Annotated in this window: 21 protein-coding genes and 1 riboswitch; of the genes, 8 read left to right on the forward strand and 13 right to left on the reverse strand. The window is 56.1% G+C overall.

Features of this window, described 5'->3' with window-relative positions; all coding sequences use genetic code 11:
- Window positions 1–33 precede the first annotated feature (33 nt).
- From ahcY to CAUR_RS15945, 9 genes are all read right to left on the reverse strand, one after another.
- Complete coding sequence (gene ahcY / locus CAUR_RS15905; RefSeq protein WP_012258873.1) at window positions 34–1,296, reverse strand: adenosylhomocysteinase; 1,263 nt, start codon at window positions 1,294–1,296, stop codon at window positions 34–36.
- A 20-nt stretch (window positions 1,297–1,316) separates the two neighbouring features.
- On the reverse strand, window positions 1,317–2,357 hold the full coding sequence (locus CAUR_RS15910; RefSeq protein ID WP_012258874.1) for a Gfo/Idh/MocA family protein: 1,041 nt from the start codon (window positions 2,355–2,357) through the stop codon (window positions 1,317–1,319).
- Entirely contained in the window at window positions 2,354–3,328 is a 975-nt protein-coding gene (locus tag CAUR_RS15915; protein ID WP_012258875.1) for a carbohydrate kinase family protein, read from the reverse strand. The genes CAUR_RS15910 and CAUR_RS15915 overlap by 4 nt, the downstream gene beginning before the upstream one ends.
- A gap of 48 nt (window positions 3,329–3,376) precedes the next feature.
- The gene (locus CAUR_RS15920) at window positions 3,377–4,438 is read right to left on the reverse strand and encodes a uroporphyrinogen decarboxylase/cobalamine-independent methonine synthase family protein (RefSeq protein ID WP_012258876.1); all 1,062 of its coding nucleotides are present in this window, start codon (window positions 4,436–4,438) and stop codon (window positions 3,377–3,379) included.
- On the reverse strand, window positions 4,435–5,478 hold the full coding sequence (gene mtnA, locus CAUR_RS15925) for an S-methyl-5-thioribose-1-phosphate isomerase (protein ID WP_012258877.1): 1,044 nt from the start codon (window positions 5,476–5,478) through the stop codon (window positions 4,435–4,437). The genes CAUR_RS15920 and mtnA overlap by 4 nt, the downstream gene beginning before the upstream one ends.
- Window positions 5,479–5,536: 58 nt before the next feature.
- Window positions 5,537–5,643, reverse strand: a riboswitch (SAM riboswitch).
- Window positions 5,644–5,904: 261 nt separating this feature from the next.
- Complete coding sequence (gene secF / locus CAUR_RS15930) at window positions 5,905–6,912, reverse strand: protein translocase subunit SecF (protein WP_012258878.1); 1,008 nt, start codon at window positions 6,910–6,912, stop codon at window positions 5,905–5,907.
- Between the two features lie 57 nt (window positions 6,913–6,969).
- Window positions 6,970–8,361: a protein translocase subunit SecD gene (gene secD / locus CAUR_RS15935; RefSeq protein WP_012258879.1), complete on the reverse strand. Its 1,392-nt coding sequence runs from the start codon at window positions 8,359–8,361 to the stop codon at window positions 6,970–6,972.
- A gap of 219 nt (window positions 8,362–8,580) precedes the next feature.
- A complete protein-coding gene (locus CAUR_RS15940) occupies window positions 8,581–9,279 on the reverse strand; it encodes a DsbA family protein (RefSeq protein WP_012258880.1) in 699 nt (232 codons plus the stop codon).
- Between the two features lie 67 nt (window positions 9,280–9,346).
- The gene (locus tag CAUR_RS15945) at window positions 9,347–10,153 is read right to left on the reverse strand and encodes a YceI family protein (RefSeq protein WP_012258881.1); all 807 of its coding nucleotides are present in this window, start codon (window positions 10,151–10,153) and stop codon (window positions 9,347–9,349) included.
- A 183-nt stretch (window positions 10,154–10,336) separates the two neighbouring features.
- Here CAUR_RS15945 and CAUR_RS15950 point away from each other — a divergent pair, with 183 nt between their 5' ends.
- The 6 genes from CAUR_RS15950 (at window position 10,337) to CAUR_RS15975 (ending at window position 16,442) form a co-directional block, all read left to right on the forward strand.
- On the forward strand, window positions 10,337–10,804 hold the full coding sequence (locus CAUR_RS15950) for a DoxX family membrane protein (RefSeq protein WP_012258882.1): 468 nt from the start codon (window positions 10,337–10,339) through the stop codon (window positions 10,802–10,804).
- A gap of 584 nt (window positions 10,805–11,388) precedes the next feature.
- A complete protein-coding gene (locus tag CAUR_RS15955) occupies window positions 11,389–12,252 on the forward strand; it encodes an ABC transporter ATP-binding protein (protein ID WP_012258883.1) in 864 nt (287 codons plus the stop codon).
- A gap of 33 nt (window positions 12,253–12,285) precedes the next feature.
- Window positions 12,286–13,344 (forward strand): ABC transporter permease, encoded by a 1,059-nt coding sequence (locus CAUR_RS15960; protein ID WP_012258884.1) that lies wholly within the window; start codon window positions 12,286–12,288, stop codon window positions 13,342–13,344.
- A complete protein-coding gene (locus tag CAUR_RS15965) occupies window positions 13,341–14,384 on the forward strand; it encodes an ABC transporter permease (protein WP_012258885.1) in 1,044 nt (347 codons plus the stop codon). The genes CAUR_RS15960 and CAUR_RS15965 overlap by 4 nt, the downstream gene beginning before the upstream one ends.
- A gap of 405 nt (window positions 14,385–14,789) precedes the next feature.
- Window positions 14,790–16,130: an MFS transporter gene (locus CAUR_RS15970; RefSeq protein WP_012258886.1), complete on the forward strand. Its 1,341-nt coding sequence runs from the start codon at window positions 14,790–14,792 to the stop codon at window positions 16,128–16,130.
- 57 nt (window positions 16,131–16,187) lie between these two features.
- Window positions 16,188–16,442 (forward strand): hypothetical protein, encoded by a 255-nt coding sequence (locus CAUR_RS15975; protein WP_012258887.1) that lies wholly within the window; start codon window positions 16,188–16,190, stop codon window positions 16,440–16,442.
- A 103-nt stretch (window positions 16,443–16,545) separates the two neighbouring features.
- Here the strand turns inward: CAUR_RS15975 and CAUR_RS15980 are convergent, their stop codons facing one another.
- Window positions 16,546–18,726 (reverse strand): ATP-binding protein, encoded by a 2,181-nt coding sequence (locus CAUR_RS15980; protein ID WP_012258888.1) that lies wholly within the window; start codon window positions 18,724–18,726, stop codon window positions 16,546–16,548.
- 108 nt (window positions 18,727–18,834) lie between these two features.
- Between CAUR_RS15980 and CAUR_RS15985 the strand changes: the two genes are divergently transcribed.
- Together CAUR_RS15985 and CAUR_RS15990 are read left to right on the forward strand one after the other, a co-directional pair.
- Entirely contained in the window at window positions 18,835–19,254 is a 420-nt protein-coding gene (locus CAUR_RS15985) for a VOC family protein (protein WP_012258889.1), read from the forward strand.
- Between the two features lie 29 nt (window positions 19,255–19,283).
- A complete protein-coding gene (locus tag CAUR_RS15990; RefSeq protein ID WP_012258890.1) occupies window positions 19,284–20,264 on the forward strand; it encodes a DinB family protein in 981 nt (326 codons plus the stop codon).
- Window positions 20,265–20,344: 80 nt separating this feature from the next.
- On the opposite strand, the gene mreB is transcribed toward CAUR_RS15990, so the two are convergent.
- The 3 genes from mreB to atpD form a co-directional block, all read right to left on the reverse strand.
- On the reverse strand, window positions 20,345–21,355 hold the full coding sequence (gene mreB, locus CAUR_RS15995) for a rod shape-determining protein (protein WP_012258891.1): 1,011 nt from the start codon (window positions 21,353–21,355) through the stop codon (window positions 20,345–20,347).
- Window positions 21,356–22,442: 1,087 nt separating this feature from the next.
- Complete coding sequence (locus tag CAUR_RS16000; protein ID WP_012258892.1) at window positions 22,443–22,862, reverse strand: F0F1 ATP synthase subunit epsilon; 420 nt, start codon at window positions 22,860–22,862, stop codon at window positions 22,443–22,445.
- 69 nt (window positions 22,863–22,931) lie between these two features.
- Window positions 22,932–24,347 (reverse strand): F0F1 ATP synthase subunit beta, encoded by a 1,416-nt coding sequence (gene atpD / locus CAUR_RS16005; RefSeq protein ID WP_012258893.1) that lies wholly within the window; start codon window positions 24,345–24,347, stop codon window positions 22,932–22,934.
- Window positions 24,348–24,354: the final 7 nt, after the last annotated feature.

Below are 24,354 nucleotides of genomic sequence, written 5' to 3' on the forward strand. Positions count from 1 at the left end.
CACACCGTCACGCCGCTGTAGAAGAACAACGAATTACGTGCCCTCTTGCCAGGAATTGAGATACGCCTCTTGTTCGGCGGTGAGGGTGTCGATCTTGATGCCCATCGCCGCCAACTTCAGCGCTGCAATCTCGCGATCCAGCTCTTTGGGCAGGGCATGCACACCAACCGGTAGTTTGCCCTGGTTGCGCAACAAAAACTCGCTGGCCAGCGCCTGATTGGCGAAGCTCATATCCATCACCGCGCTCGGATGGCCTTCTGCACTGGCCAGATTAATCAGCCGTCCTTCACCGAGCAGGTTGATCGCCCGGCCATCGCGCAGAATGTACTGGTCAACAAACGCACGCGGCTGCCGCTTTTCAACACTCAGTGCCTCGAGCGCAGGAATATTGATCTCGACGTTGAAGTGACCACTATTCGCGATCACACAACCGTCTTTCATAACGGCAAAGGCATTGCTGTCGATCACGTGCTTGTTGCCGGTTGCAGTGACGATGAAATCGGCCTGAGATGCAGCCTCTTCCATTGGCATCACCCGGAAGCCGTCCATCACTGCTTCAAGCGCCTTGATGGGATCAACTTCGGTCACAATCACATTCGCCCCCAGGCCGCGTGCGCGCTCGGCAATCCCGCGTGAGCACCAGCCATAACCGGCAACCACAAAGGTCTTGCCGGCCAGCAGAATATTGGTAGCGCGAATAATCCCGTCGAGCGTGCTTTGACCGGTGCCGTACCGGTTATCGAACATGTGCTTGGTGTCACTGTCGTTCACAGCGATGACCGGGAACGGCAGGACACCCTCTTTGGCCATCGCCTTCAGGCGAATGACGCCGGTTGTAGTCTCTTCGGTGCTACCGACCATGTGTGGGATCAGATCGGGGCGATCCCTCAGCACACCGGTCACCAGATCGGCGCCGTCGTCCATGGTTAACTGCGGATTGTGATCGAGCGCAGCCCGGATGTGGCTGTAATACACCTCGTTGCTTTCGCCTTTGATTGCGAAAACCGGAATCTCTTCATAGGCCACCAGAGCAGCAGCAACGTCATCCTGCGTGCTCAGAGGGTTGGATGCAACCAGCACCACGTCGGCACCGCCAGCAGCCAAAGTCCGCATGAGGTTGGCAGTCTCGGTGGTAACGTGCAGACAGGCGCTGATGCGCAGACCGGCCAGTGGGCGCTCGCGGGCAAAGCGCTCGCGGATCAGGCGCAGCACGGGCATCTCTTTTTCGGCCCACTCAATGCGCTTGCGGCCTTGCTCGGCCAGATTGATATCTTTGATGTCGTAGCTTACGGTCATAGCTGGTAGACTCTCCTTTACTAATAACCAGGCGACGTGCCGACCGGCCATTCCGGTGTGAGTGTCGGCTGGTGGACAACAGTATGTGTGGCAGTAGCAGCACTACGAAAGAGTGCCTCCATTGCAGCCAGGTTGTCGAGCGACTCGGTCAACGGCATTGCCCCGATTGCCGGTACCGGAGCGCCACCGCTTGCCAGCGCAGCAAAGCCCTCGGCTTCGAGCCGAAAGTGATCGGCAGCCGGGATCGTCACTGTCTCTACCGTCACGTGACGACCACCGCGGGCAATCGCGATTGTGGTTGCCAGATCAGGTGTCGGATTGAACGGTCGTTCAAGATGAATCCATCCTGCGCTGCCGATGATTTCGATGCGCTGATTCCATGCACTCTGAAAGCTGCAAGTAATGGTGGCCACCCGATCTTCAGCAAACCAGAGCAGGCCGCTCAGACTCAGATCAACCGGTTCGCCGGTAACAAAGGCACTGGCTTTTTGGGGCGCACTGCCAAAAGCCATACGGGCATAGCTCAGCGGGTAGCATCCGATGTCGTACAGCGCACCGCCGCCCAATTCAGGGTTGAGCCGGATGTTTGTCGTATCATCGAGCAAAAAGGCAAAATTGCCTCTCACCTGTTTCACATCACCGATAACGCCATCAGCCAGTAAGCGTTGAACGGTGATGGTTTGCGGATGGAAGCGGTACATAAAGGCTTCCATCAACAAACGTCGGTGCGCCTGCGCTGCGGCAGCCATCGCCAGGCCATCGGCCAGGGTCGTCGCCAGCGGCTTTTCACACAGCACGTGTTTGCCGGCCTGCAACGCCGCAATCGACCAGCGTGCATGCAGGCTGTTGGGCAGCGCATTGTACACCGCCTCAACGTCGGGATCGTTCAGCAAGGCTTCATAGTCGCTATAGGCGCGAGCGATCCCAAATTCGCCGGCGAAGGCGGTCGCACGTTCGGCATCACGGGCTGCAACGGCAACAACCTGCTCGGTCGCTGATACTGCCACAGCGGAAGCAAAGCGACGGGCAATCCGACCTGCACTCAATATCCCCCACTTCATGCTGCCTCCCGTAGTGAAAAGAGGTCGTGCGGCAGATCGTGACCAAATGCCTCTCGATAACGCTGCGCGAATTGGGTGGGGGTAAAGCGATGTTCCTGGCAGCCACGCTCTTCAATCGCATACGCTGCACAGAGGGCCGCAATCCGTCCGGTGACGTCAAGTGGCAATTGTCGGGCCAGACCAAAGGCAATCCCGGCCAGATAGGCATCACCGGCACCGGTTGGATCGCGCACTTCAGCGACCGGTGCAACCGGAATAGTGGCAGCCAGTTGTCCATCCACGTAGATGTGCGATCCTTCGACACCACGAGTGACCACAGTGATTGGGGCCTGGGCGATCAACTCCGCTTCACTGATGCCGAGACATTTTGCCATCATCCCAAACTCATAGTCGTTGCTGATCAGGACGCGCGCCCCTTTCAGGCCCACCGTCAGCAAATCAGCATCGAGGCGGGGTGTTTGCTTGCCCGGATCGAAGATGTACGGTACCCCCATCTGCTGGCATTCAAGCGCAAAGCGACGCATAGCGTCTGGATTGGTCGGCGAGATGAGCACCAGATCATCAGCAGTCAGACCACGATTGATCAGGGTGTTATGGTGATCGTGCCCCATGGCGCCGGCATAAAATGCCACAATCTGATTATTTGCCTGATCGGTATTAATAAAACACGAGGAGGTAAACTCATGTTCAATAATTGTAATTCCGCTGGTGTCAACCCCGTGTTCTTCTAAGAGTTCGCGGTAAGCACCAAAATCATGGCCGGCGGTACCAACGATGAGTGGGCGTTCACCGAGAAGCGCTAAATTATATGCAATATTTCCGGCTACTCCACCGCGCAACTTGCGCATCGAATCTACAAGAAAACTAACCGAAATGATATGTGCCTTATCGGTTAGCATAAAATCTTTAAAATAACCGGGAAAGTCCATAATGTAATCAAAGGCCAGGGAACCGGTGACTACAATTTTCACAGCGTCTGCTCCTCATGCTCAGCCCGCACCAGGCGGAATTTCGATATTTTATTGATTGCTAACACTTATTGCCTGCTGCATCAAGTGCGCTGTTTCGCTACAAAGCTGCAACGCCTGCTCAGCATAGGCTGGACTCATATAGCTCAAGCTACCGGTAAATGAGAGAAATGATTGTTGCTGCACAATGTGCAAGGCGACACCGGTTGTCTCTGCCACCTGCTGCATTCCCTTTAACACCTGATCGCGCAAATCGGTTGCCGTTGCGGTGTCGATCTGCCGATGTTCAGTTGGAATAATGCCCCAGGCCAGACAGCCACCATCGGTCAGGAATTCGGTGAGCGCCGACGTAGCTTTCAATAATGAGTCGAGCTGCTCTGTTACATGCAGACCGATGACATCAACCGGCAAATGCAGTATCTCTGACCAACGCACGTGACCGCTCAGAAAGATGCCACGCCAGGAAGGTAAGTCGGCCAGAAAGCGGTTAAGCATGTCGAGGCCATCCTCCCAGGTCAATGGACATAACGGTGTGGAGAGCGCATCAAGGAATGGCTCCTCAATCATTGCCAGACGATGATCTGCATAGCCCTGGACTTGTTCGTGTTGCCAGATGACGCGCAGGCTACAGAATTGGAGAATGATCTCGCGCCATCCCGGATCGTAAGCCAGTGGTCGCTCGTGATCATCGGTTAAAGCCAGACTCAGGCTCACCGGGCCAATGGTCTCATATTTCAACAGTAGGGGTTGGCGGTCTTCTGCGTTCAATCGACGCAAGATCTCTTCCAACGCGGTGTAGGCCGAACCGGTCAGGGCAGCCGGCTGTGTATCGCCGCGCAGGTATGCCAGACTCACCTTTGTTGCTTCCTGCTCCAGGATAGCCTGATCGACCATCAAACGGTCACGCTCAATATCAATCTGAATGCCCGGCAAGCCCTGCGCTGCCAGAGCGAATGGGGTATCGGCCAGTGTCCGGGGAGGCGGGAGTGGCCATGCCGGCGTTTGCGGTTGATAGCGACAGATCAATTGTGCAGCCTGCGCCAGGCTCTGGTGAGGGAGACCACCGCGCAAGAGTGGCTGACAGGCCGGTAACAGTGCTCCGAACCTGCTCATCGCCCACTCTCAAGCTGACGCAATGCGGCCAGATATGGCGGTCGCACGATGCCCCGTTCCGTAATAATCGCTGTCACCAATTCGTTTGGTGTCACATCAAAAGCCGGATGCGCAGCTCGCACACCCTGGGGCGCAATTGCTACGCCGGCAATGTGGGTGACTTCGGCAGGATCACGCTCTTCAATCGGAATATCGGCGCCGCTTGCTGTCGCGAGATCGATGGTTGAAGAGGGTGCAGCGACGTAGAAGGGAATATTGTGGTAGCGTGCGAGTACTGCCAGGCCATATGTACCAATTTTGTTTGCGACATCCCCATTAGCTGCAATGCGATCCGCACCGACAATCACGCAATCTATCTGCCCACGCTGCATCATAAAGGCAGCCATATTATCGGTGATCAACGTCTGCGGAATGCCGGCTTGCAAGAGTTCCCACGCCGTCAATCGGGCACCTTGCAGGAATGGCCGCGTCTCATCAACAAAGACATGGACAGGCCGCCCCTGGGCAAAGGCGGTGCGGATCGGGGCCAGGGCAGTACCATAACCGGCTGTTGCCAGCCCACCAGCGTTACAGTGGGTGAGGACGTGACCTCGTGGCGGGATCAATGACGCCCCATGCTCACCAATGGCGTGACACATTGCCAGGTCTTCAGCAAAGATCGCTTCTGCCTCAGCGTGCAGCGCGTGTTTGATCGCTTCCACTCCTTCGCTTGCCACCGCCTCCGCCCGGCGGAGCATGCGGCTGGTGGCCCACGCCAGATTGACGGCGGTTGGGCGTTGCGAATCGAGCGTTGCTTTGGCCTGGACGAGTTCGGTCAGGAGTGCTGAAGGGGTAAGCGCAACACTTTGCTGCGCGACGAGGGCCATACCGTATGCGGCAGTGCAGCCAATGGCTGGTGCACCACGTACTTGCATACTCCGAATCGCGTATGCAACTGCTGCCAGATCGGTGCAGCGCACAACCTCCATCGTGTGTGGTAACTTGCGCTGATCGATCAGGCAGACTGCGTCATTTTCCCACCAGACTGTGCGGAGTTCCATAGGCGTCGCAATAAGATGGAGCCACTCGCACGGCGAGAGGCTCCGATAGACTTCGTTCCTCTCATCTTTCGGCCAATGATATCCATTGCCGCTGGATTTGGCACCTTCCCTGGCGGGGGTTGCCGGGCGTCATCGGGCCAGTCCCTCAGCCCATCTCGATGAGCATCTGAAGTTCGCCGACGCACCATGGCGCCGCACGCGAACGTTGTCTGCGATTATAGCATGATTGCGGGTTTGCAGCAAGTAGTATCGCCTCACACCTCAATCTATACTGCACGCGGCTGGGCCATTCCTCCGATACGATCAGTGTGTCGGGGTATTTTGGCGTACAGAAGCCAGGTTTTCACTCACGTCGTTGTTGCCGGTGACAGAAAAGGGGCAGGTCGCGAACCTGCCCCGTACTGAAGGTAACTTTTATACTCTGTTCTATGCTCCTGAGCGAACCTCTACTTCATCCTGGCGGCCACGCTTAAACCAGTTGCGCCACTCGCGATGCTCCCACACCACCAGCAATTGCGCCGCGTTGAAGATCGACGAGTACGTTCCGCTGACCAACCCGATAAGCAGGATTAAGACAAAATTGCGGATGGTATCGCCGCCAAACAGCAGCAGCGCTGTCAGGGTGAAGAAGGTCGTCAACTGCGCATTGATCGACCGTGGCAGGGTTTGCACCAGACTGTGGTTCACGATGTCATCGAACGTCTCGGCGGGATGACGATTGATTAGATTTTCACGGATGCGATCAAACACCACAATCGTATCGTGTACCGAGAAGCTCAGTGTGGTGAGCAAGGCCGTCAGGAAGAGAGCATCAACCTCTAACCCGATGGTAGCTCCCAGGATAGCAGCAATGCCTAGCACGACTAACACATCGTGCAGCATCGCAATCAGGGCACAGACACCGTAACGAAAAGGATGTGGCGCCTTGCGAAACGCCCATGTCAGGTAGAGCAGAATGATCAACGAAGCCCCGAGCACGGCAATGATAGCGCTGCGCGTTGACTCGGCACTGACTGTTGGCCCAACGCTCTCTAGCCGCTCACGACTGACTGTGCCAAAAGCGTCGGTCAGGGCTTTCGTAACGGCATCGATTTCGGCATTTGGGTCAGACTCGCTCAATGGTCGTGTTCGCACCAGCGCGGCAGCTACCGGTTGGCCGTCAATCACCGTTGGGCTGAGCTGAACCTGTGCGCTCTCGAAGCCGGCCTCCGCAAAAGCCTGCGCGATCCGGTCGGTGCTTAATGTCTCAGGCGTAACATCGGGAAAGCGCAATTCCCACAATGCGCCACCGGCGAAGTCAATGCTCGGTCGTAAGCCAATTCCCGGTCGTCCCGTCGTCAGCAACGGGTGCAGGAAGAGCATATACAGGCCGGGCAAGATAATCAGCAGTGAAAAGGCAAACCACCAATAACGACGGCGGACGAGATGTTCCATACAGGCGTTACTCCAGTATTGCGCGGTGTCCGTGTGATCGACCGAATTCGTTTCCTGTTACGCGGCGGTCTGTACCGTTGGTGATGGCTCGCGGCGATCTACACCAAACCACCAGGCTCGTTCATCGCTGAACAGAGGCAGTACCAGCCGCAGGAAGGTTCGCGACACAACAAGCGCCGTAAACAGACTAACGACGATGCCAAGTCCCAGGGTCAGGGCAAAGCCCTTAATCAGGCTGACGCCGAAGCTGTTGCCAAACATAAACAGGACAATGCTGGTAATCAGCGTTGAAACACTCGAGTCCCGGATGGCTGGCCACGACTCGACAAACCCTAGTTCGAGCGCACTGCGAATGTCACGACCGCGACGGTACTCTTCGCGTAGACGGGCGAAGATCAAGACGTTGGCATCAACCGCCAATCCAATCGAAAGGATGAAACCGGCAATGCCCGGCAGAGTCAGGGTGACTGGGATCAGACGGTAAATCGCGAAGCTGATAATCGTGTAAATCAGCAGCGCCACCGTTGCAATCAATCCTGGGCCGCGGTAGAACAAGATCATGAAGATAGCGACTACTGCCAGCCCAATAATTCCTGCAGTGATACTGGCCTGTACACTCTCCTGACCGAGGGTTGCCGTCACAGTACGACTTGTCTCGACTACCAGGGGTACCGGCAGGGCACCGTATTTCAACTGATTGAAGATACGGGTTCGCTCGTCCTCGTTGCTCACTTCAATGATTCCAGAACCGTCCGTCAGCGCAGCATTAATCACCGGGCAACTCACAACTGTGTTGTCGAGCACAATACACATTGGCCGGCCAACATTCGCTGCGGTAAAGGATGCCAGCCGCTGTGCTGACTCACCCCGGAAGGCAAACGAGACGGCCGGACGACTGCCGAGGGTGCCACCCTGCGAGAAGGTCGGTTGTACGGCACTGGTGTCCAGATCGGCACCATCAGTAATGCTCTGGTAGATAGGGCCGAGGGTGGTAGGATCGGTAATGTTTCTGCTTTCGAGCAACTGAGGTGGCGGAATGGGGCTACTCGATGTCCGCACAATGGCGCCGTCGGCCAGGAATTCCCCTTGCGAGTCGATGAACTCGAGCCGGCCGGTGCCGCGCAGGGTCTCGATAGCCTGTTCGGGATTGGCTACCCCTGGCAGCTCAACAATAATGCGGTTATTTCCCGCTTGCTGAACAACCGTTTCGCCAACACCGAGACCATTAACCCGCTGCTCGATAACACGCGCCGCCGTGGCAATCTCGTCGGCAGTGGCATCGGGATCGGCTGAGCGCAACAGCACCTGAATCCCACCCTGTAAGTCAAGCCCAAGCCGCACACTGACATCGCGGCCCAGGAAGGTGTTGTTGGGTGCGAAATTAATCGCCAGTGCCAGACCAGTCGCAATGATCGTGATGATAAGCGCTAGAATGTTACGGTTCTGCACGGTTGCGTGCTCCTCACTCGTATCGAAAAAGCCGGCCCATTATAGGCCGACAGCGACAGCGCGTCAAGATAATCCCGGCAAAGAATGACAAAGTTATCTCTGTACAGCACTCGCACAGGTATGAGATAACTTCTCTCTGCTCTGCCTGAAGATCGTCGCCACATTCCTGACAGCGGGATCTCACAGACTCTTCACCTCTGTCAGGAAGTGGCGTGTTGTTTATCGTCCCGCCGCTCGTAACGCTGCGTCGATAGCGGTAAACAGGCGACCCGAGTCGACAATCTGACCATTGACGCTGAATGACGGCGTCGCCTGCACACCGAGGGCTGCGGCCTCTTGGGCGGCGGCCAGAATTGCTTCGCGGTGCGTGCCGGCCTGCATACAGGCGTCAAATGCCGCCCGGTCGATACCGATACGTCCTGCGTAGCCACTAAACACATTCAGCGGCGAGCTTAGCTGGGCCCACAGGCTCTGGTTGGCAAAAAGCTGATCGTGCATTTCCCAATACTTACCCTGATCGCCGGCACAGCGGGCGGCTTCGGCGGCGGCAACGGCGTTGGGGTGAATATTGGTGAGCGGAAGTTCGTGATAGATAAACTGTACCCGACCGGTATTGATGTAGTCGCGCTCAAGGATAGGGGCCAGATTACGGCTGAAGTAGGCACATCCCGGACACTGGTAATCCTCGAAAGCGATTACCTTGACCGCTGCGTTTGGATCACCTTTATAGTAAAATCCCTCTTCCGTCCGTCCAACCGGCGCTGTCGGCGCCTTCACCTCGGTGTTGTTGCGAGTCAGCAGGACGACCAGACCCGTAATGGCAATCACTGCAACGACGCCAACTGCAATATACAAGTAGAGAAGGTTGTTCTGCTTTGCCGTCTTCACACGACGACCGCGGGTGCTCTGCACGCTCATAATCGGCTCCTGATCTGATGCCTTATAAAACTCGCGTTATTATAGCGACTGCCTGATCACTCGTCAATTACCCGATCAGGGTTGCTACAAATTCTAACTCCAGCCGTACCTCATCGGCTACGGTATCCACCGACGGTGAATCGGGAATGGTCAGGTTGAAGTCGCGATAAAGAATGGTGGTTGTGGCCAGGCCACTGATCTCGCTCTGACTCACCGGAGTCACGGTGACGGTAAACGTTACCGGACGGGTTACATCGGTAATCGTAAGATCACCCTCAATGGTAAACTCGAACGGTACGCCAATTGTTACCGTGTCGGGCAAACCGGTAATCACTCGTGGCGTAAATGTGATCAGCTCAAACTGATTGGTACGCAAAATGGCATTCTTGATGGCCCGGTTACGAAGTTCGTTATCGGTGGTCAGGGTTCGGGCATTAATCTGGATCACACCAACCTGAGCCGCTTGCGGATAATTGGGATCGAGCGCAATCTGGCCGGCAACCTGATCGGTTACGCCGACCACAGTGATCGGACTACCGCGCAGAACTTCATCGATCAGAAAACGTGCTTCAGAGCGGTTCTGATCAATCGCAAAGAGCTGGAGGACCGGTCCGCTGCTTGCAGCAGGTGTCGTTGCAGTGGCCTCCGGTGCCGCAGTTTCTGTAGCCGCCGGAGCGACGGTAGGTACATCCTGCGCAGCGGTGGGAACGGCGGTAGGAGCAGCTAACGTAGGAGCTGTGGTTGGCAGAGCCAGCGGTACCGCTTCCAGTGGCCCGCTTGCCGCCTCTGGCGGTCGAAAGACATACGCGATCAAGCCGCCGGCAATCAGTACAATGATAGCTCCGACAATTAATGCAATGCGCCGAATAGACATAACGATAACACCTCTTGTTAGCTCAGTATCTGTGTAGCGTTCCACCAATTATCATACCGGATCAGTGATGGCAATGGCAGGTTTCTCATCAAATACTTAATTTTTATGTTGTGACATATAAACACAATTTGTGTCAAAAAGTGTTATACTTTCTGGGCAACGCGCTTCGCACGGAGGTGAACAATGAGACGCTCAATCCCGTGGCAACGGATAGGCCGCATCACATTACTGATATTACGTTATGTATTCGGGGCAACCTTTGCGTATGGGGCGTACCACAAACTTACCCGCCGATGGATGACCTCTACAGTTCTGCGCGAACATTTTGAACAACGGCTGTCCGAGATTGACCCACACAGTTTCAGTGCCGCTTATCTGCGCTTTTTTGCCATTCCGTTCTACCGACCGATTGCATGGGTGCTGACCATCGGTCAAATCATTGTGGCTTTCAGTATGCTGACCGGGATTGGGGTGCGGCAGAGTGCAGCACTGGCCCTGTTTTTGCTGGTGAATATCAGTGCCGGTTCGTACTTTAACGCCAGTATGCCACCGTATCTGATAACGGCAGTTTTGCTGATGCTTGACCTTGAACGTGGTCGGGAGGGGGATGATAAGCCGGTTTCATCAATTCGTGAGCGTTTGCTCGAATAATCTCACAGATCGCATCTGCGGAGTGCGGCAGCTTGGCTTCCGCACCTGCCGTACTCTGCGCCGACCGTGCGGCACTGCGCCAAAACGCTGGTCACTGTCGCCTGGCCTGTCAACATCGTGGTCGCAGCATCTCTGACAAGATTGCGAAGTGTTTGGTGTTCTATTCAAATCTGGTGTCAGTCATCGCTTGTGATCGCATTATCACGGCGGTGACCTGAGTGCGGGTAGGAGAACGACGTGGTATCACCCACCGATGTGGAGACGGTTTCCCGGTTGGGTTGTCCGTAACGCATGGTTTGGAGTAAGGCAGCCATGCTTCCGCACCTGCCGTACTCTGCGCCGACCGTGCGGCACTGCGCCAAAACGCTGGTCACTGTCGCCTAGCCTGTCAACGCCGTGGTAGAGGCATCTCTGTCAATGAGATGCATGCAGTGTTATACGCTTTGCTACCGATGGATTAAGATAATTTCTCGCAGAAATATCCTTACACCATCTTGCAGTCAGCAAAGACGGTATTATAATGACTCGCGTCACCACTAATCGCCGGCATCGTGTCGGCGGTTTTTGTCTTGCGTGAGGATGCGATGTCTGAACCTGCCATTGTTGCCGATTCATTGACCTACCGTTACGGTGATCTGCTCGCTGTCGATCACATCAGCTTCACGGTAGAACGAGGCGAAATCCTTGGGTTTCTGGGACCAAACGGAGCCGGTAAATCAACCACGGTGAAGATGCTGACCGGCCAGCTCCGCCCGTTGAGCGGGCGGGCCCTCTTGTTGGGAATTGACGTGTCCCGCCATCCCAAGCAGGTCCAGGCCCGGATTGGCGTCTGCTTCGAGCAACCAAATCTCTACGAGGAGTTGAGCGCCGCCGATAATCTGCGCCTCTTTGCCCGTCTCTTCAATGTCCGCGATCTTGATCTGACGGCCTTGCTGCGGCGCGTCGGTCTCGATGGACGTGGGAATGATCTGGTCAGTCACTATTCCAAAGGCATGAAACAGCGCTTGATGATCGCCCGCGCGCTGGTCAATCGGCCTGATATTCTCTTTCTGGATGAACCTACCGAAGGTCTCGATCCAACATCTGCCGAGGCGATCCGCCGTGTGATTCGCGAAGAACAGGAGCGCGGCGCGACCATCTTCCTCACCACCCACGACATGTACGAAGCGGATCGGCTCTGTCATCGGGTTGCCTTTATCAACAGTGGACGGATTGTGGCCCTCGATACGCCTCACAACCTCAAGCAGCAGTACGGTAAGCGGATGGTGCGGGCCGAAGTGGTTGGCCCCGATGGTTCGCTGCTGACCCGCGAGATTATTCTTGACCAACCGGAGACTGCCGCCGAGATGGCGAACCTGCTTCAGCACGAAAAGGTGATTACGTTGCACAGCGAAGAGGCTACGCTGGAAGATATTTTCATTCAGCTTACCGGACGCGGGCTGGCTTGATTATTGTCCGCTTCGAGTGAAGGAATACCCGCTATGAATATCGCTGCGCTCTGGGCATTGATAACGAAAGACGCCCGCCTCTACTTCGCGAATCGGCTCTTCGCCCTGGTGACGGTGCTGGGCCTGGTGGCGTACATCGCGATCTATTTTCTGTTGCCGGCAACGGTTGATGAGACACTGCGGCTGGGTATGGTGATTCCCGAATTGCCACCAGCCCTGGCTGAAGCCCTGACCGACGATGCCGTCCAGATCGAGCGCTTCACCGATGCGACGGCCTTACGTGCTGCTGTAGCCAGCGGTGAAGTGACCGTTGGCATTGCCTTTCCCGCCGATCTCTTCGATCAGCTTCGCCAGGGATCACGCCCAACAGTTGAACTGTTCCTGGCACCTGAAGTACCGCCGGATTTTGTGTCCGTCTACGAGGCTGCGGCCCGCGAATTGAGTTTCAACCTGGTCGGGCAAGAATTGCCGGTCGTCATCAGCGAAGAGATTCTCGGCCCCGATATGGCCGGTGCGCAGATTGCCCCCCGGCAGCGGATGTTGCCACTCTTCGCAGTGCTGGTGTTGATGGTCGAATGCCTTGGCCTGGCCAGCCTGATCGCCGCCGAGGTCGAACAGGGCACGATCCGCGCCCTGCTGGTGACCCCTCTCTCATTGCGCGGCCTCTTCGTCGCCAAAACACTCTTCGGCTCACTCTTTGCCTTTGTCCAGGCAGTCCTGCTACTGGCGGTTACCGGTGGCCTGGTGCGCGAACCGCTGCTCAACCTGACCGCACTGTTCATCGGATCGGTGCTGATGACCGGCACTGCCTTTCTCATCGCCTCGCTTGGCCGTGACCTGATGTCGGTGATGGGCTGGGGCATGCTGGCCCTGCTGATCATGGCGTTGCCGACCTTTACCGTTCTCCTGCCCGGCTTAGCGGCGGACTGGGTGCAATTCATTCCCACCCACTATCTGGTAGACACCATCTACCGCTCACTCAACTTCGGTGCCGGCTGGAGTGAGGTCGGCGGAAACCTGCTGCCACTAACGGCTTCCGCCCTCTTGTTCCTGGCTCTGGGCATGGCCATTTTGCAACGGAGGTTCGTATGAGTCTGCGCCGCATTCTGGCTCTCCTCTACCGCGAAGCGGTCCAGGGGCCAAAGAACTTTATCTTCATTTTCACGATTGTGGTTCCGTTGGGCTTAAGTCTCGCCCTCGGCCTGATCTTTGGCACCTTCTTCAGCGGCAAACCGCGGCTGGGCATCTTCGACAACGGCTCGTCGCAGATCACGCAATTTGCCGAGGCCATGCCCGGATTGATTGTTCAGCGCTATACGAGCGAGGCTGAACTGCGGACAGCGACTGCCAGAGGTGCGGTGGATGTTGGTATTGTGTTGCAGGACGGATTTGATCAACGTCTCCTTAGCGGCCAACGGGGCAGCCTGACCGTCTACGTGTGGGGCGAGAGTTTGTTACGCGACCGAGTCTTGATCGGTACCGCACTTGCCGACTGGCTACGTGCGCTGGCCGGTCACGAGTCGCCGGTGGTCATCACCACCTCCGTCCTGGGCGCTAACAGTGATCTGACCTGGCAGCAGCGTTTGCTACCGCTACTCGTGCTGATGACAGTCGTGTTTGGCGCGTTAATGTTGCCGGCCTCCTCATTGGTGAGCGAAAAACAACGTCGCACACTGACTGCCTTGCTGGTAACACCGGTGACCCGCGCTGAAATCTATGTTGCCAAGGGTATGCTGGGAGTTGCCCTGAGTACGGTGATAGCGTTGCTAGTACTGGCGCTGAATGGTGCCTGGAGTGATCAGATTGGCCTGGTGTTACTGGTGCTCTTGCTGGGGGCAATCTTATCGGCAGAGTTTGGGGTGCTGTTAGGCGTGTTGGTGAAAGATATCAACTCGCTCTTTGCCACCGTGAAAGCGCTGGGTCTACTGCTCTACGCTCCGGCGTTGATCGCACTCTTTCCGGTAATTCCGCAGTGGATCGCCCAAATCTTCCCGACGTACTACATGGTCGATCCGGTGATTGCGATTGTCCAGCGCGGTGCCACCCTGAACGATATTGCTCCGCATCTGGCAGTACTGGTGGCCATGATTGTGGCGCTGGCGGCAGGTTTACGGGTGGTTCGGGAACGATAATCACCGGCAAAAGAGAGCTGGTTTATTATCACCACAGAGGCACAGAGAGGATGATTGAATCAATCCCTCTGTGTCTTCTGTGTCTCGGTGGTGAACATACCCAAACCACAATTTTGTCGAGCAAAGTTGACATAAATACCTCCTAAAACCTCTGTGCTCTCCGTGTCTCTGTGGTGAATACATCCGTGTTGCGGTGGGGAACATATCCAAACTACAATTATGTCGGGTAAAAGTTGACATAAAATCCTTTGTCTCCTCTGTGTCTCTGTGGTGAATACATCCATGTCTCTGTGGTGAATACAGACGTGGTACAATAGCCACGCCGTGCAGGTTTATATCTAAATCCCTTCTCCCGGTACTGGCTTTGTCCATCGGTACGTGAGTGCTGACTACGAAGGAGTTTGCATGACCACGCTTGCTGCCTCGACCGATAATCGTCGCGAACAGGTTGGCTGGTATTTTTACGACTGGGCCAATTCGGCATTTTCGACCACAGTAGTGACCGTTTTCTTAGGGCCATACCTCACCTCAATTACCCGTAATGCGGCTGATGCGAATGGATTTGTCTATCCGTTTGGGATACCGGTGGCAGCCGGTTCTTTTTTTCCTTACATGGTTTCGCTCTCGGTCTTGTTACAGGTCTTCTTTTTACCCATCCTTGGTGCCATTGCCGATTACTCCAACGCTCGCAAGCAAATGCTGGCGATCTTTGCGTATGTAGGGGCATTTGCCACTATGGGCCTCTACTTTCTTGAAGGCACCAACTATCTGCTGGGTGGAATCCTGTTCCTGATCGCCAACCTCACCTTTGGCGCCTCGATAGTCTTTTACAACGCTTTCTTGCCGGATATTGCCAGTCCTGATCGGCGAGACGCCGTTTCTTCACAGGGATGGGCGCTTGGATATCTGGGCGGCGGCTTATTACTGGCGGCCAACCTGGTCTTCTTTTTAAATGCCGGCTCGTTCGGGGTTGAGAGTGGGATGGCGGTGCGAATCAGCCTGGTGTCCGCCGGCATGTGGTGGGCCATTTTTACGCTCATTCCAATGTGGACGCTACGGAACCGTGGTGCAGTTCGGCGCTTACCGCCTGGCGAGAACTATTTGACGGTCGGCTTCCGTCAGTTAGCCCACACATTTCGGCAGATGCGCGGTTATCCACAAACCCTGCTCTTCCTGGCGGCGTATCTACTCTACAACGACGGTATTCAGGCGGTCATTGCGCTGGCTGCGCAATTCGGGGCCGAAGAGCTTGGCATCGGCGAGTCAACCCGGATTGCCACTATCTTGATGGTACAGTTCGTCGCTTTCTTCGGCGCCCTGATCTTCGGTGCTCTGGCAACACGGTTGGGTTCAAAACGAGTGTTGCTGGGTAGTCTGGTCATTTGGACACTGGTCGTCAGTTATGCCTACATTATGCCGGCCAACAACGATGTGCAATTCTTTGCACTCGGTGCGGCAATTGCCCTGGTGTTGGGGGGGAGTCAGGCAATCAGTAGGTCGCTGTTTTCGCTCATGATCCCTGATGGTCAGGAGGCAGAGTACTTTAGCCTGTACGAAGTGGGTGAGCGCGGCACGAGCTGGCTGGCGCCACTCTTGTTCGGGGTTGCCTACCAGATGACCGGTAGCTACCGGATCGCCATTGTCTCACTGATTATCTTTTTCATCAGTGGGTTTATCCTGCTCTTGTTCGTGAATGTACGGCGGGCGGCTGCCGAAGCCGGTAATCAGGCACCGGCGCATGTGTAGAACTCATTTCAAAAAAGCTGTGCTGTCGTGCGTCCAGACAGTTGCCCAGGCGTCTGAATGCTTGCCAATCGTCAACAACAGTCTACCCGGCTCCTGGCCTGTTGGCAGAGCGCAGCTCCGGTCGTATCATCACGTGCTGAATTGGTTGCCTTACCCGCTCGTTATGCCTGTGTCGTAGCGTTTGGAGTGCGGCAGCCATGCTGCCGCAACAGCCGTGCTCATGATCCGGCGCGTGGCACGTCGTTGACCCTACTGGTCACGGAGATGCTGGATGTGCTCGTTACAATCATAGAGACGGTCAAGAATGAATGAGATAACTTCTCGTAAATGTTTTTGAAACAGGTTCTAAATATCGACGTTCTGCCATTCACGCTTGAGCCAACCCGGGAGGGGCAGCCCACGTGGTGCCCCTCCCTCATGGTTCCTGACCCTGTTCATTGGCTGGTGCTGTCCAGATTGGCAGCGTGAACGAGAAGCTGCTGCCACTCCCCTCAACACTCTTCACCCAGATTCGACCACCGTGGAGTTCGACCAGCAAACGAGAGATATACAATCCCAAACCAACCCCACTCTTCTGGCGGGTATTGCTGTTATCAACGCGCTGAAACCGCTCAAACAACCGGGCCTGATCTTCAGGTTTGATACCGATTCCTTCATCGCGCACCACAATTAACATCCACTGACCGGGCGGATGCGTCGCCGGCAAGTCGTCTGCGTTGGCTCTGCGCACGGTGAGCTGAATTTCACTTCCTTCCGGGCTATACTTGATGGCGTTGCTCAGCAGATTGAAGATAATCTGTTTGACCTTGTCACGGTCGGCAAAGACCGGTGGTAACGGCGTTCGGGCATCGATCAAGAGTTTGTGATGGATCAATTGAGTATGCAACTGGAGGGTCAGCTCTTCAATCACCTGCCACAGACCAACTGCCCAGCGGTTCAGCTTTACGACACCGGCCTCCAGCCGTGACACATCCAGCAAATCTTTGACCATCTTAAACAATCGCTCTGCCTCATTAGAGACCGTCTGCAAAAACTCGCGCTGGCTCTCGTAGTCGAGGTCTTGCCGGTTCAGCAGAATCTCGGTATAACCGAGAATTGAGGTCAGTGGTGTGCGCAGTTCGTGCGACACAATGCCGATAAACTCATCTTTGAGCCGGTCAGACTCGCGCTCGCGTGTACGATCACTGACCACCCACAATCGTCCGGTAAGCTGTTGCTGACTATCGCGGGTTGGTACTGAGAGCACGTGTAATTCCTGGTATGGGTTGCGGAGCTGGAGGCTCGTTTCAAACGTCTGATCAGGGGTGCGCTGACCGAGATCACAAAATTCGCTGAGCCGGAATGGATCGTTGAGCCGCGCCAGCAAATGCTCAACCAGATCAATCCCGACGTAGAACGACGGCCGTTGTGGCTGCGCATCTAAGCGCCAGACCTGATTCCAGGCCGGATTGGCCCGAATAACTCGTCCATTCAAATCGAGGAGCGCCAGCCCTATCGGTAGACTGCTGAAGACCTGACCGAGATGGTACGATGTTTCGTAAGCGGCCTGATAAGACATCGCACGGGCCAGCGGGTGGGCAGCGCGCTCGCAGAGGGTGGTAATGAACGCCAGCACCTCTTCGGTAAAGGTTGTCGACCGACGACTATGCAGGATGAGCACTGCCAATACCCGATCATCGACGATAATCGGGGCTGCCAGCTCGGCCAGAAATGGCATCGCGTTCGGCAATCCCGGCTCGCGTCCTGCATCACGAACCAGCAAAGGTCGTCGCATCTGAACTGCCTGACCGGCCAGGCCTATCTCCCAACTCCAACGCTGCCGCGGTAGAGCGGGCAGTGCGCGTCTGGAACGCTCGGCTTCGTACCCTTCGTACAGGTGCAGCACCAGTTCACGTTTGTCATAATCGACCAGTGCAACTGCTCCTGCTTCAGCACCGCTCCCCTCTAATGCCCGACGCAAGATGACTCCGGTCAGCTCGTGCAGGTCAATAGTACGGTCGAGCTGTTCATTAAGAGCGATCATCTTTTGGCGTAGTGAAGGGGTGAGCGTCAGGCCAATCGGTGTTTCACCGGCAAAGCGTGGTGTCGGTAACTGGGGGAGCCGGGCACCCTCTTGGGCAATAGCAGCCGCCAGCAGCGGCTTCAGTGCCTCGATAAGCTCGCTGATTCTGCCGGTAAATCGTCGTAGATCGTCGTTGCGTAGTTCGAGAACCCCCCACAATCTGCCGCCCCAAAAGATCGGTGCTCCCAGATAACCGGCAGGGATCACGGGCAAGTTTTTATCTGGCTGACCGGCACTACCGAGCGCAATCGTCTTGATAACCGTCTTCCCGCCAAGTGCTACCGAACGAGTCAGGGTATCGTCCCACGGATAAGCCCACGACTCCGGCGAAAAAATCTGCTGGCGATGCGCACCGGGTCGTGCGGATTGTAACCAGCAGGTCAGGCGTGCATCCCGGTAGCGGATTGCGAGACGCAAAAGCCCGAAGAGCCGATGGATACGTTGTACCAGCGGCAATTCCTCCTGCAATAAACGGGAAGCCGCACTCAGTACACTCAAGTAGCCGGTTGTGATGTCTTCTGGTTCGTGTGTCATTGTCGTGTATTGTAGCTAACCGTGAGTAGCTGTCAATTATCTCGTAATAACTCTGTGCTATGATATGCTACATCCATCGGTATTACGGTGGAACACAAGGAGCAAACTATGTTTACGGCAATCGATCATATCGGGTTGGTGGTAGCCGATCTCGACGCTGCCATCGATTTTTATCGCACTGCATACGATGTGACCGAATGGGAGCGGATTGAACTCCCTGAACGCCATGCGCTGATCGGTGTTGCTCGTTTTGGTGATGTCTTGATCGAATTAATTGCCCCAACCAGCGATCAGGCCAGCTTTGCCCGCTTCCTGCGCGAAAAAGGGCCGGGTATGCATCATATTGCCTATCGGGTTGATGATATTTATGCGGCGTTAGCTACATTGCAGGCGCGTGGTTTACCATTGATTGACCGTGAACCTCGCCCTGGTATCCACGACACACTGGTTGCGTTTGTCCATCCGAAAGCCGGCGGACAGGGTGTATTGGTTGAGCTAGTGCAACATCGTTCCCCACATCACAGGTAAGTCAAGAAAACAGATTTGGAGCAGCATGTATGACATGGAATGACGAAGAACATCGTCGCTTGCTGGTAAGCACGAGTATCGGGTATACGGCGTACACTGCCTGGGCACGGCAGGCTCGCCGTGAACGACTGTTTAACATCGCCCGTTTGCTTGATGCGTCGGCAGCGGTTAAACGGGTTCGTGCCGAGCAGTCGTTGCGGCGTCTGGGTGAAGTCGCGAAGACGACGACCAACATTGAGCGGGCACTTGCCGGTCTCGAACCAGAAGCCGTTGTCACCGGCCCTGTCACCGGTACCAGCGCATTTCAACGCGAGTTACTGGAGCGTGCAGCACGAGCACTGGCCGCGGGACGCGATCTGATCTACACCGAGTTAGGTGATCTCTTTGTATGCAGTATGTGTGGTCAGTTGATGGAAGGTGATCCACTTCCATTCTGCTCCATCTGTGGCACGGTGCGTGAGGGGTTTCTGGATTTTCGGATTGTCGATTGTATGGGGACATTAGGCCCCTCTACAATTGTACGTCGCCTCGAACAGGGCCTCCGCACTGTGCAGGATCTGGTTGTCGATCTGACTGAAGAGCAGCTTTCAACCCCGGTGAATGGCTTTCCTGCCTGTAAAGACCTGATCGGCCATCTGACCGACATGGACATCGTCTTTCGCGAGCGGGCATGGATGATTCTTGAGACGAACCAGCCCAGGCTGCCCTCAGCCCATCCGCCAACCTTGCAGCACGCCGTGAAGTATCGCACGGTACCAATTGCTGATCTCCTCGAACAGTACACCTCAAGCCGACAACAGACACTCAACCTGCTTCGCGGTTTGACCCAGGCTGCCTGGCAGCGCATCGGCTACCACGCGATATTCGGCCCGGTCCCCCTGCTGCATCAAGGAAACTGGGTGGTCACACACGAACAGGGGCATCTGATTGAACTGGCGCAAATGCGGCACAATTTGTTGCATGGCGGCAATCAGATGATCGAGATTGCGCAGGAAGTGCTGCATCCATAGCCGGCACCGGCAATTGTCAGAAATAGTAACGGGGCGACCTTCCAGTCGCCCCGTCATGCATGAGAGTGTTTCAGTTGCGCTTACGTTAAATCTAACCCACTCAGACTATCGTAGAGCACATCAAGATTTTCCAGCGCCAGCCCGGTACCGATGGCAACGCACGAAGCCGGCTGATCGGCGACATAGCAGGGCACACCGGTGACATCGGTCAGGAGATCGTTAATGCGCCGCAGCATCGATCCACCGCCGGTCATCACCATGCCCTTATCGATAATGTCCGAGCTTAATTCAGGTGGGGTTTCGACCAGTACTGCTCGCACAGCATTGATAATAGCTTCCAACGGTTCCTGAATCGCCTCAGTAATCTCGTTGCTATCAACCTGGATTGTGCGCGGCAGACCGGTGACCTGATCACGGCCACGTACCTGCGTCACCAGCGGCTTATCAAGTGGCAGCGCCGAGCCAATCTCAATTTTAACCGCTTCGGCAGTCCGCTCACCGATCAAAAGATTGTATTTGCGCTTGATATACGCAGCAATCGCTTCATCGAACCGGTTGCCACCGACACGCACCGAGGTGCTGACTACAATATCGTTCAATGAAATCACCGCTACTTCAGTGGTGCCACCGCCGATGTCAATCACCAGGTTGCCTGACGGCTGGGCGATGGGAATGTTCGCCCCAATGGCGGCGGCCAGTGGTTCGCGGATGAGATAGGCCTTGCCGGCACCTGCTTCGAGTGCGGCATAGCGTACTGCTCGCATCTCAACACTGGTCACGCCGGCGGGAATACAGATCATCACTTCAGGCCGTGAAAAGCGGAAGCGCCCTGCGGCGCGGCCAATGAAGTGACGTAACATCTCTTCGGTAACAACGTAATCGGCGATCACGCCGTTGCGCATCGGACGCACTACTTCGATACTCTCCGGCTCACGGCCCAACATCGCCATCGCCTCTGCGCCAACGGCGCGAACCCGGCCATCGCGGGTGCTCAGTGCGACCACCGATGGTTCCGAGAGAACGATCCCTTTACCTTTGACATAGACTAAGACATTGGCAGTGCCAAGATCAATCCCGATTTTGCGGGCCATACGTAATATTCCTGCTGTGATGTGTTTGGTTACGGACGCTACACCTCGACAGAATAAGGCAGCGTATATAATCGCGCCGTATTATAGCAAATTTACGTCAGTTTGTGTTGAGCATATGGGTGATGAAAAGCTCGCTGGGGGCGGGGACTACCGGTACCGGATGACTCCCGCTGCCGCAAGCTGGTTCCAGCTTGCAATACCTCGTTGGACGAAGTCACCGATATGTTGCAGGTGGTGAGCGAGCAGCGCGCCGGAGGCGTGCGCTCAGTTGGGCGCGCTCAGTGTCCCAGGGACGCGGGTCAGCGGCGCGCGCTCCCGGTACTCCCAGGCGATGCCTGACGGTGACCGTCCGTATGGATAGCAAGCATTGATATTGGGGCTGATGCCAGCAGTGCGTTGCGACACGCCCCCACCCTCACCCGCCCCCGCTGGGGGCGGGAACTAGCGGTACCGGATGACTCCCGCTGCCGCAAGCTGGTTCCAGCTTGCGATACCTCGTTGGACGAAGTCACCGATATGTTGCAGGTGGTGAACGAGCAGCGCGCCGGAGGCGCGCGCTCCCAGCGCTCCCAGGCGATGCCAGACGGTGACCGTCCGTATGGATAGCAAGCATTGATATTGGGGCTGATGCCAGCAGTGCGTTGCGACACGCCCCCACCCTCACCCGCCCCCAGCGGGGGCGGGAACTAGCGGTACCGGATGACTCCCGCTGCCGCAAGCTGGTTCCAGCCTGCGATACCTCGTTGGACGAAGGCACCGGTATGTTGCAGGTGGTGAGCGAGCAGCGCGCCGGAGGCGCGCGCTCCCAGTTGGGCGCGCTCAGTGTCCCAGGGACGCGGGTCAGCGGCGCGCGCTCCCAGCGCTCCCAGGATATGCCTGACGGTGACCGGCAGTCATGCTACGACACCAGTTTGATATAAACCTGGCTTCCGCACACCAAATCTGCGACACGGGCAGCTCTGACGTGAATGGTATTCACTCCGGCGTGTGATGTCTGCGAGTTACTCCTGCTCCACTTACACAACAAAACCCCTTCCCCGAAGATCGGGAAGGGGTCACCAGACTGGAAAAGCGTGGTAGATACCTGCTACGACTGTCGCCGCTTGATTTTATGGAGCTGCGCAACCCGCAGGCGCACCATCTCTTTGCGCAACTTGGCTTCGGCCAGCGCCATATCGCGTTCGCTCTGAGCTTCGCGCCGGCGGGCTTCAGCTTCTGCCCGCGCCTGTTCAGCTCGTGCTTCATCAATCTCGTCGGCCCGCTCGACCGTATCGGCCAGGATGGTAACCCGATGGGGAAGTACCTCCATAAAGCCGCCGGATACAGCAAACGGTGTGCGCTCGCCATTCTTAATAATGTCTAGCTCGCCTGGTTCGAGAATCGTCATGAGCGGAGCGTGGCGCGGCAGAATACCAACGCGGCCATCTTTCGTTGGTGCACTAATCATATCAACGTCATCCGAGAGGATAACGCGCTCGGCGGTGACAATCTCCAGATGGATGGGCATGGACTGCTCCTTCTGCCTGCCGTAGATGTGAACCGGCGACAACACAGACTGGCCGTCGCCGGTTTAACCCTACTTCTGGCTGGCCTCGTAAGCGGCCAGTACGTCATCGAAATCGCCCTGCATGTAGAAGAACGACTCAGGAATGTGATCGCCTTCACCATTCAGGAGACGGGCAAAACTCTCGACCGTCTTCTTCACCGGCACATACTTACCGGGGCGACCGGTAAACTGCTGGGCCACCGTAAACGGTTGCGAGAAGAACAGCTCGATCTTGCGGGCGCGCTGCACCGTCAGCTTGTCTTCGTCACTCAGCTCTTCCATACCGAGAATGGCAATGATATCCTTGAGGTCTTTGTAGCGCTGCAAAACACGCTTCACCTCTTGGGCCACCCGGTAGTGCTCCTCGCCGACGATGTTGGGATCGAGAATCCGTGACGTTGAAGCCAACGGATCGACCGCCGGGAAGATTGCTCGCTCGGCAATGCTGCGTTCGAGCGAGATCGTTGCGTCAAGGTGGCTAAACACCGTTGCTGGTGCCGGGTCTGTGTAGTCGTCAGCCGGCACGTATACCGCTTGCATCGAGGTGATCGAACCACGCTTGGTTGACGTAATCCGCTCTTGCAATTCACCCATTTCGGTGCCCAGCGTTGGCTGATAACCTACCTGGGACGGCATACGACCGAGGAGTGATGAAACCTCTGAACCGGCCTGTACGAAGCGGAAGATATTGTCAATAAAGAGCAGAATATCGCGACCCTCATCGCGGAAGTACTCGGCCATGGTCAGGGCAGTCAGACCGACCCGCAAGCGAGCACCTGGTGGTTCATTCATCTGACCGAACACCATCACCGTCTTGTCGAACACGGTGGTGTTTTCGTCGATCCGGGCTTCCTTCATTTCGTGGATGAGGTCATTTCCCTCGCGGGATCGCTCACCTACGCCGGCGAAGACTGAGAACCCCGACTGCTCTTTAGCGATATTGGCAATCAACTCCTGGATCACCACCGTCTTACCCACACCAGCACCACCGAAGATGGCGGTCTTGCCACCACGGGTAAACGGCGCAATCAGGTCGATCACCTTAATCCCGGTTTCAAAAATCTGAGCCTGGGTATTCTGCTCTTCAAAGCTGGGCGGATCACGGTGAATTGGGCGGCGCTCAACCTCTGGACCGATAGGTCCCATACCATCGATTGGGTCTCCCAACACATTGAACACGCGCCCAAGTGTAGCCGGGCCGACCGGCACCGCGATAGGCCGACCGGTATCAATGACCTCAAGACCACGGCGCAGACCATCGGTCGAACCCATTGCAACCGCCTTTACCACGCCATTGCCGAGCTGCTGTTGCACCTCGCAGACGAGACGGTCGCCATTCCCTAATGGAATTTCGATTGCATTATAGATTTCCGGTACCTCGTCTTCCGGGAATTTGGCCCGGATGACCACACCGATAATCTCTTGAATAACCCCCTTGGCCGGCATCGGCTCC

Source organism: Chloroflexus aurantiacus J-10-fl (assembly GCF_000018865.1).
Lineage (GTDB): Bacteria > Chloroflexota > Chloroflexia > Chloroflexales > Chloroflexaceae > Chloroflexus > Chloroflexus aurantiacus.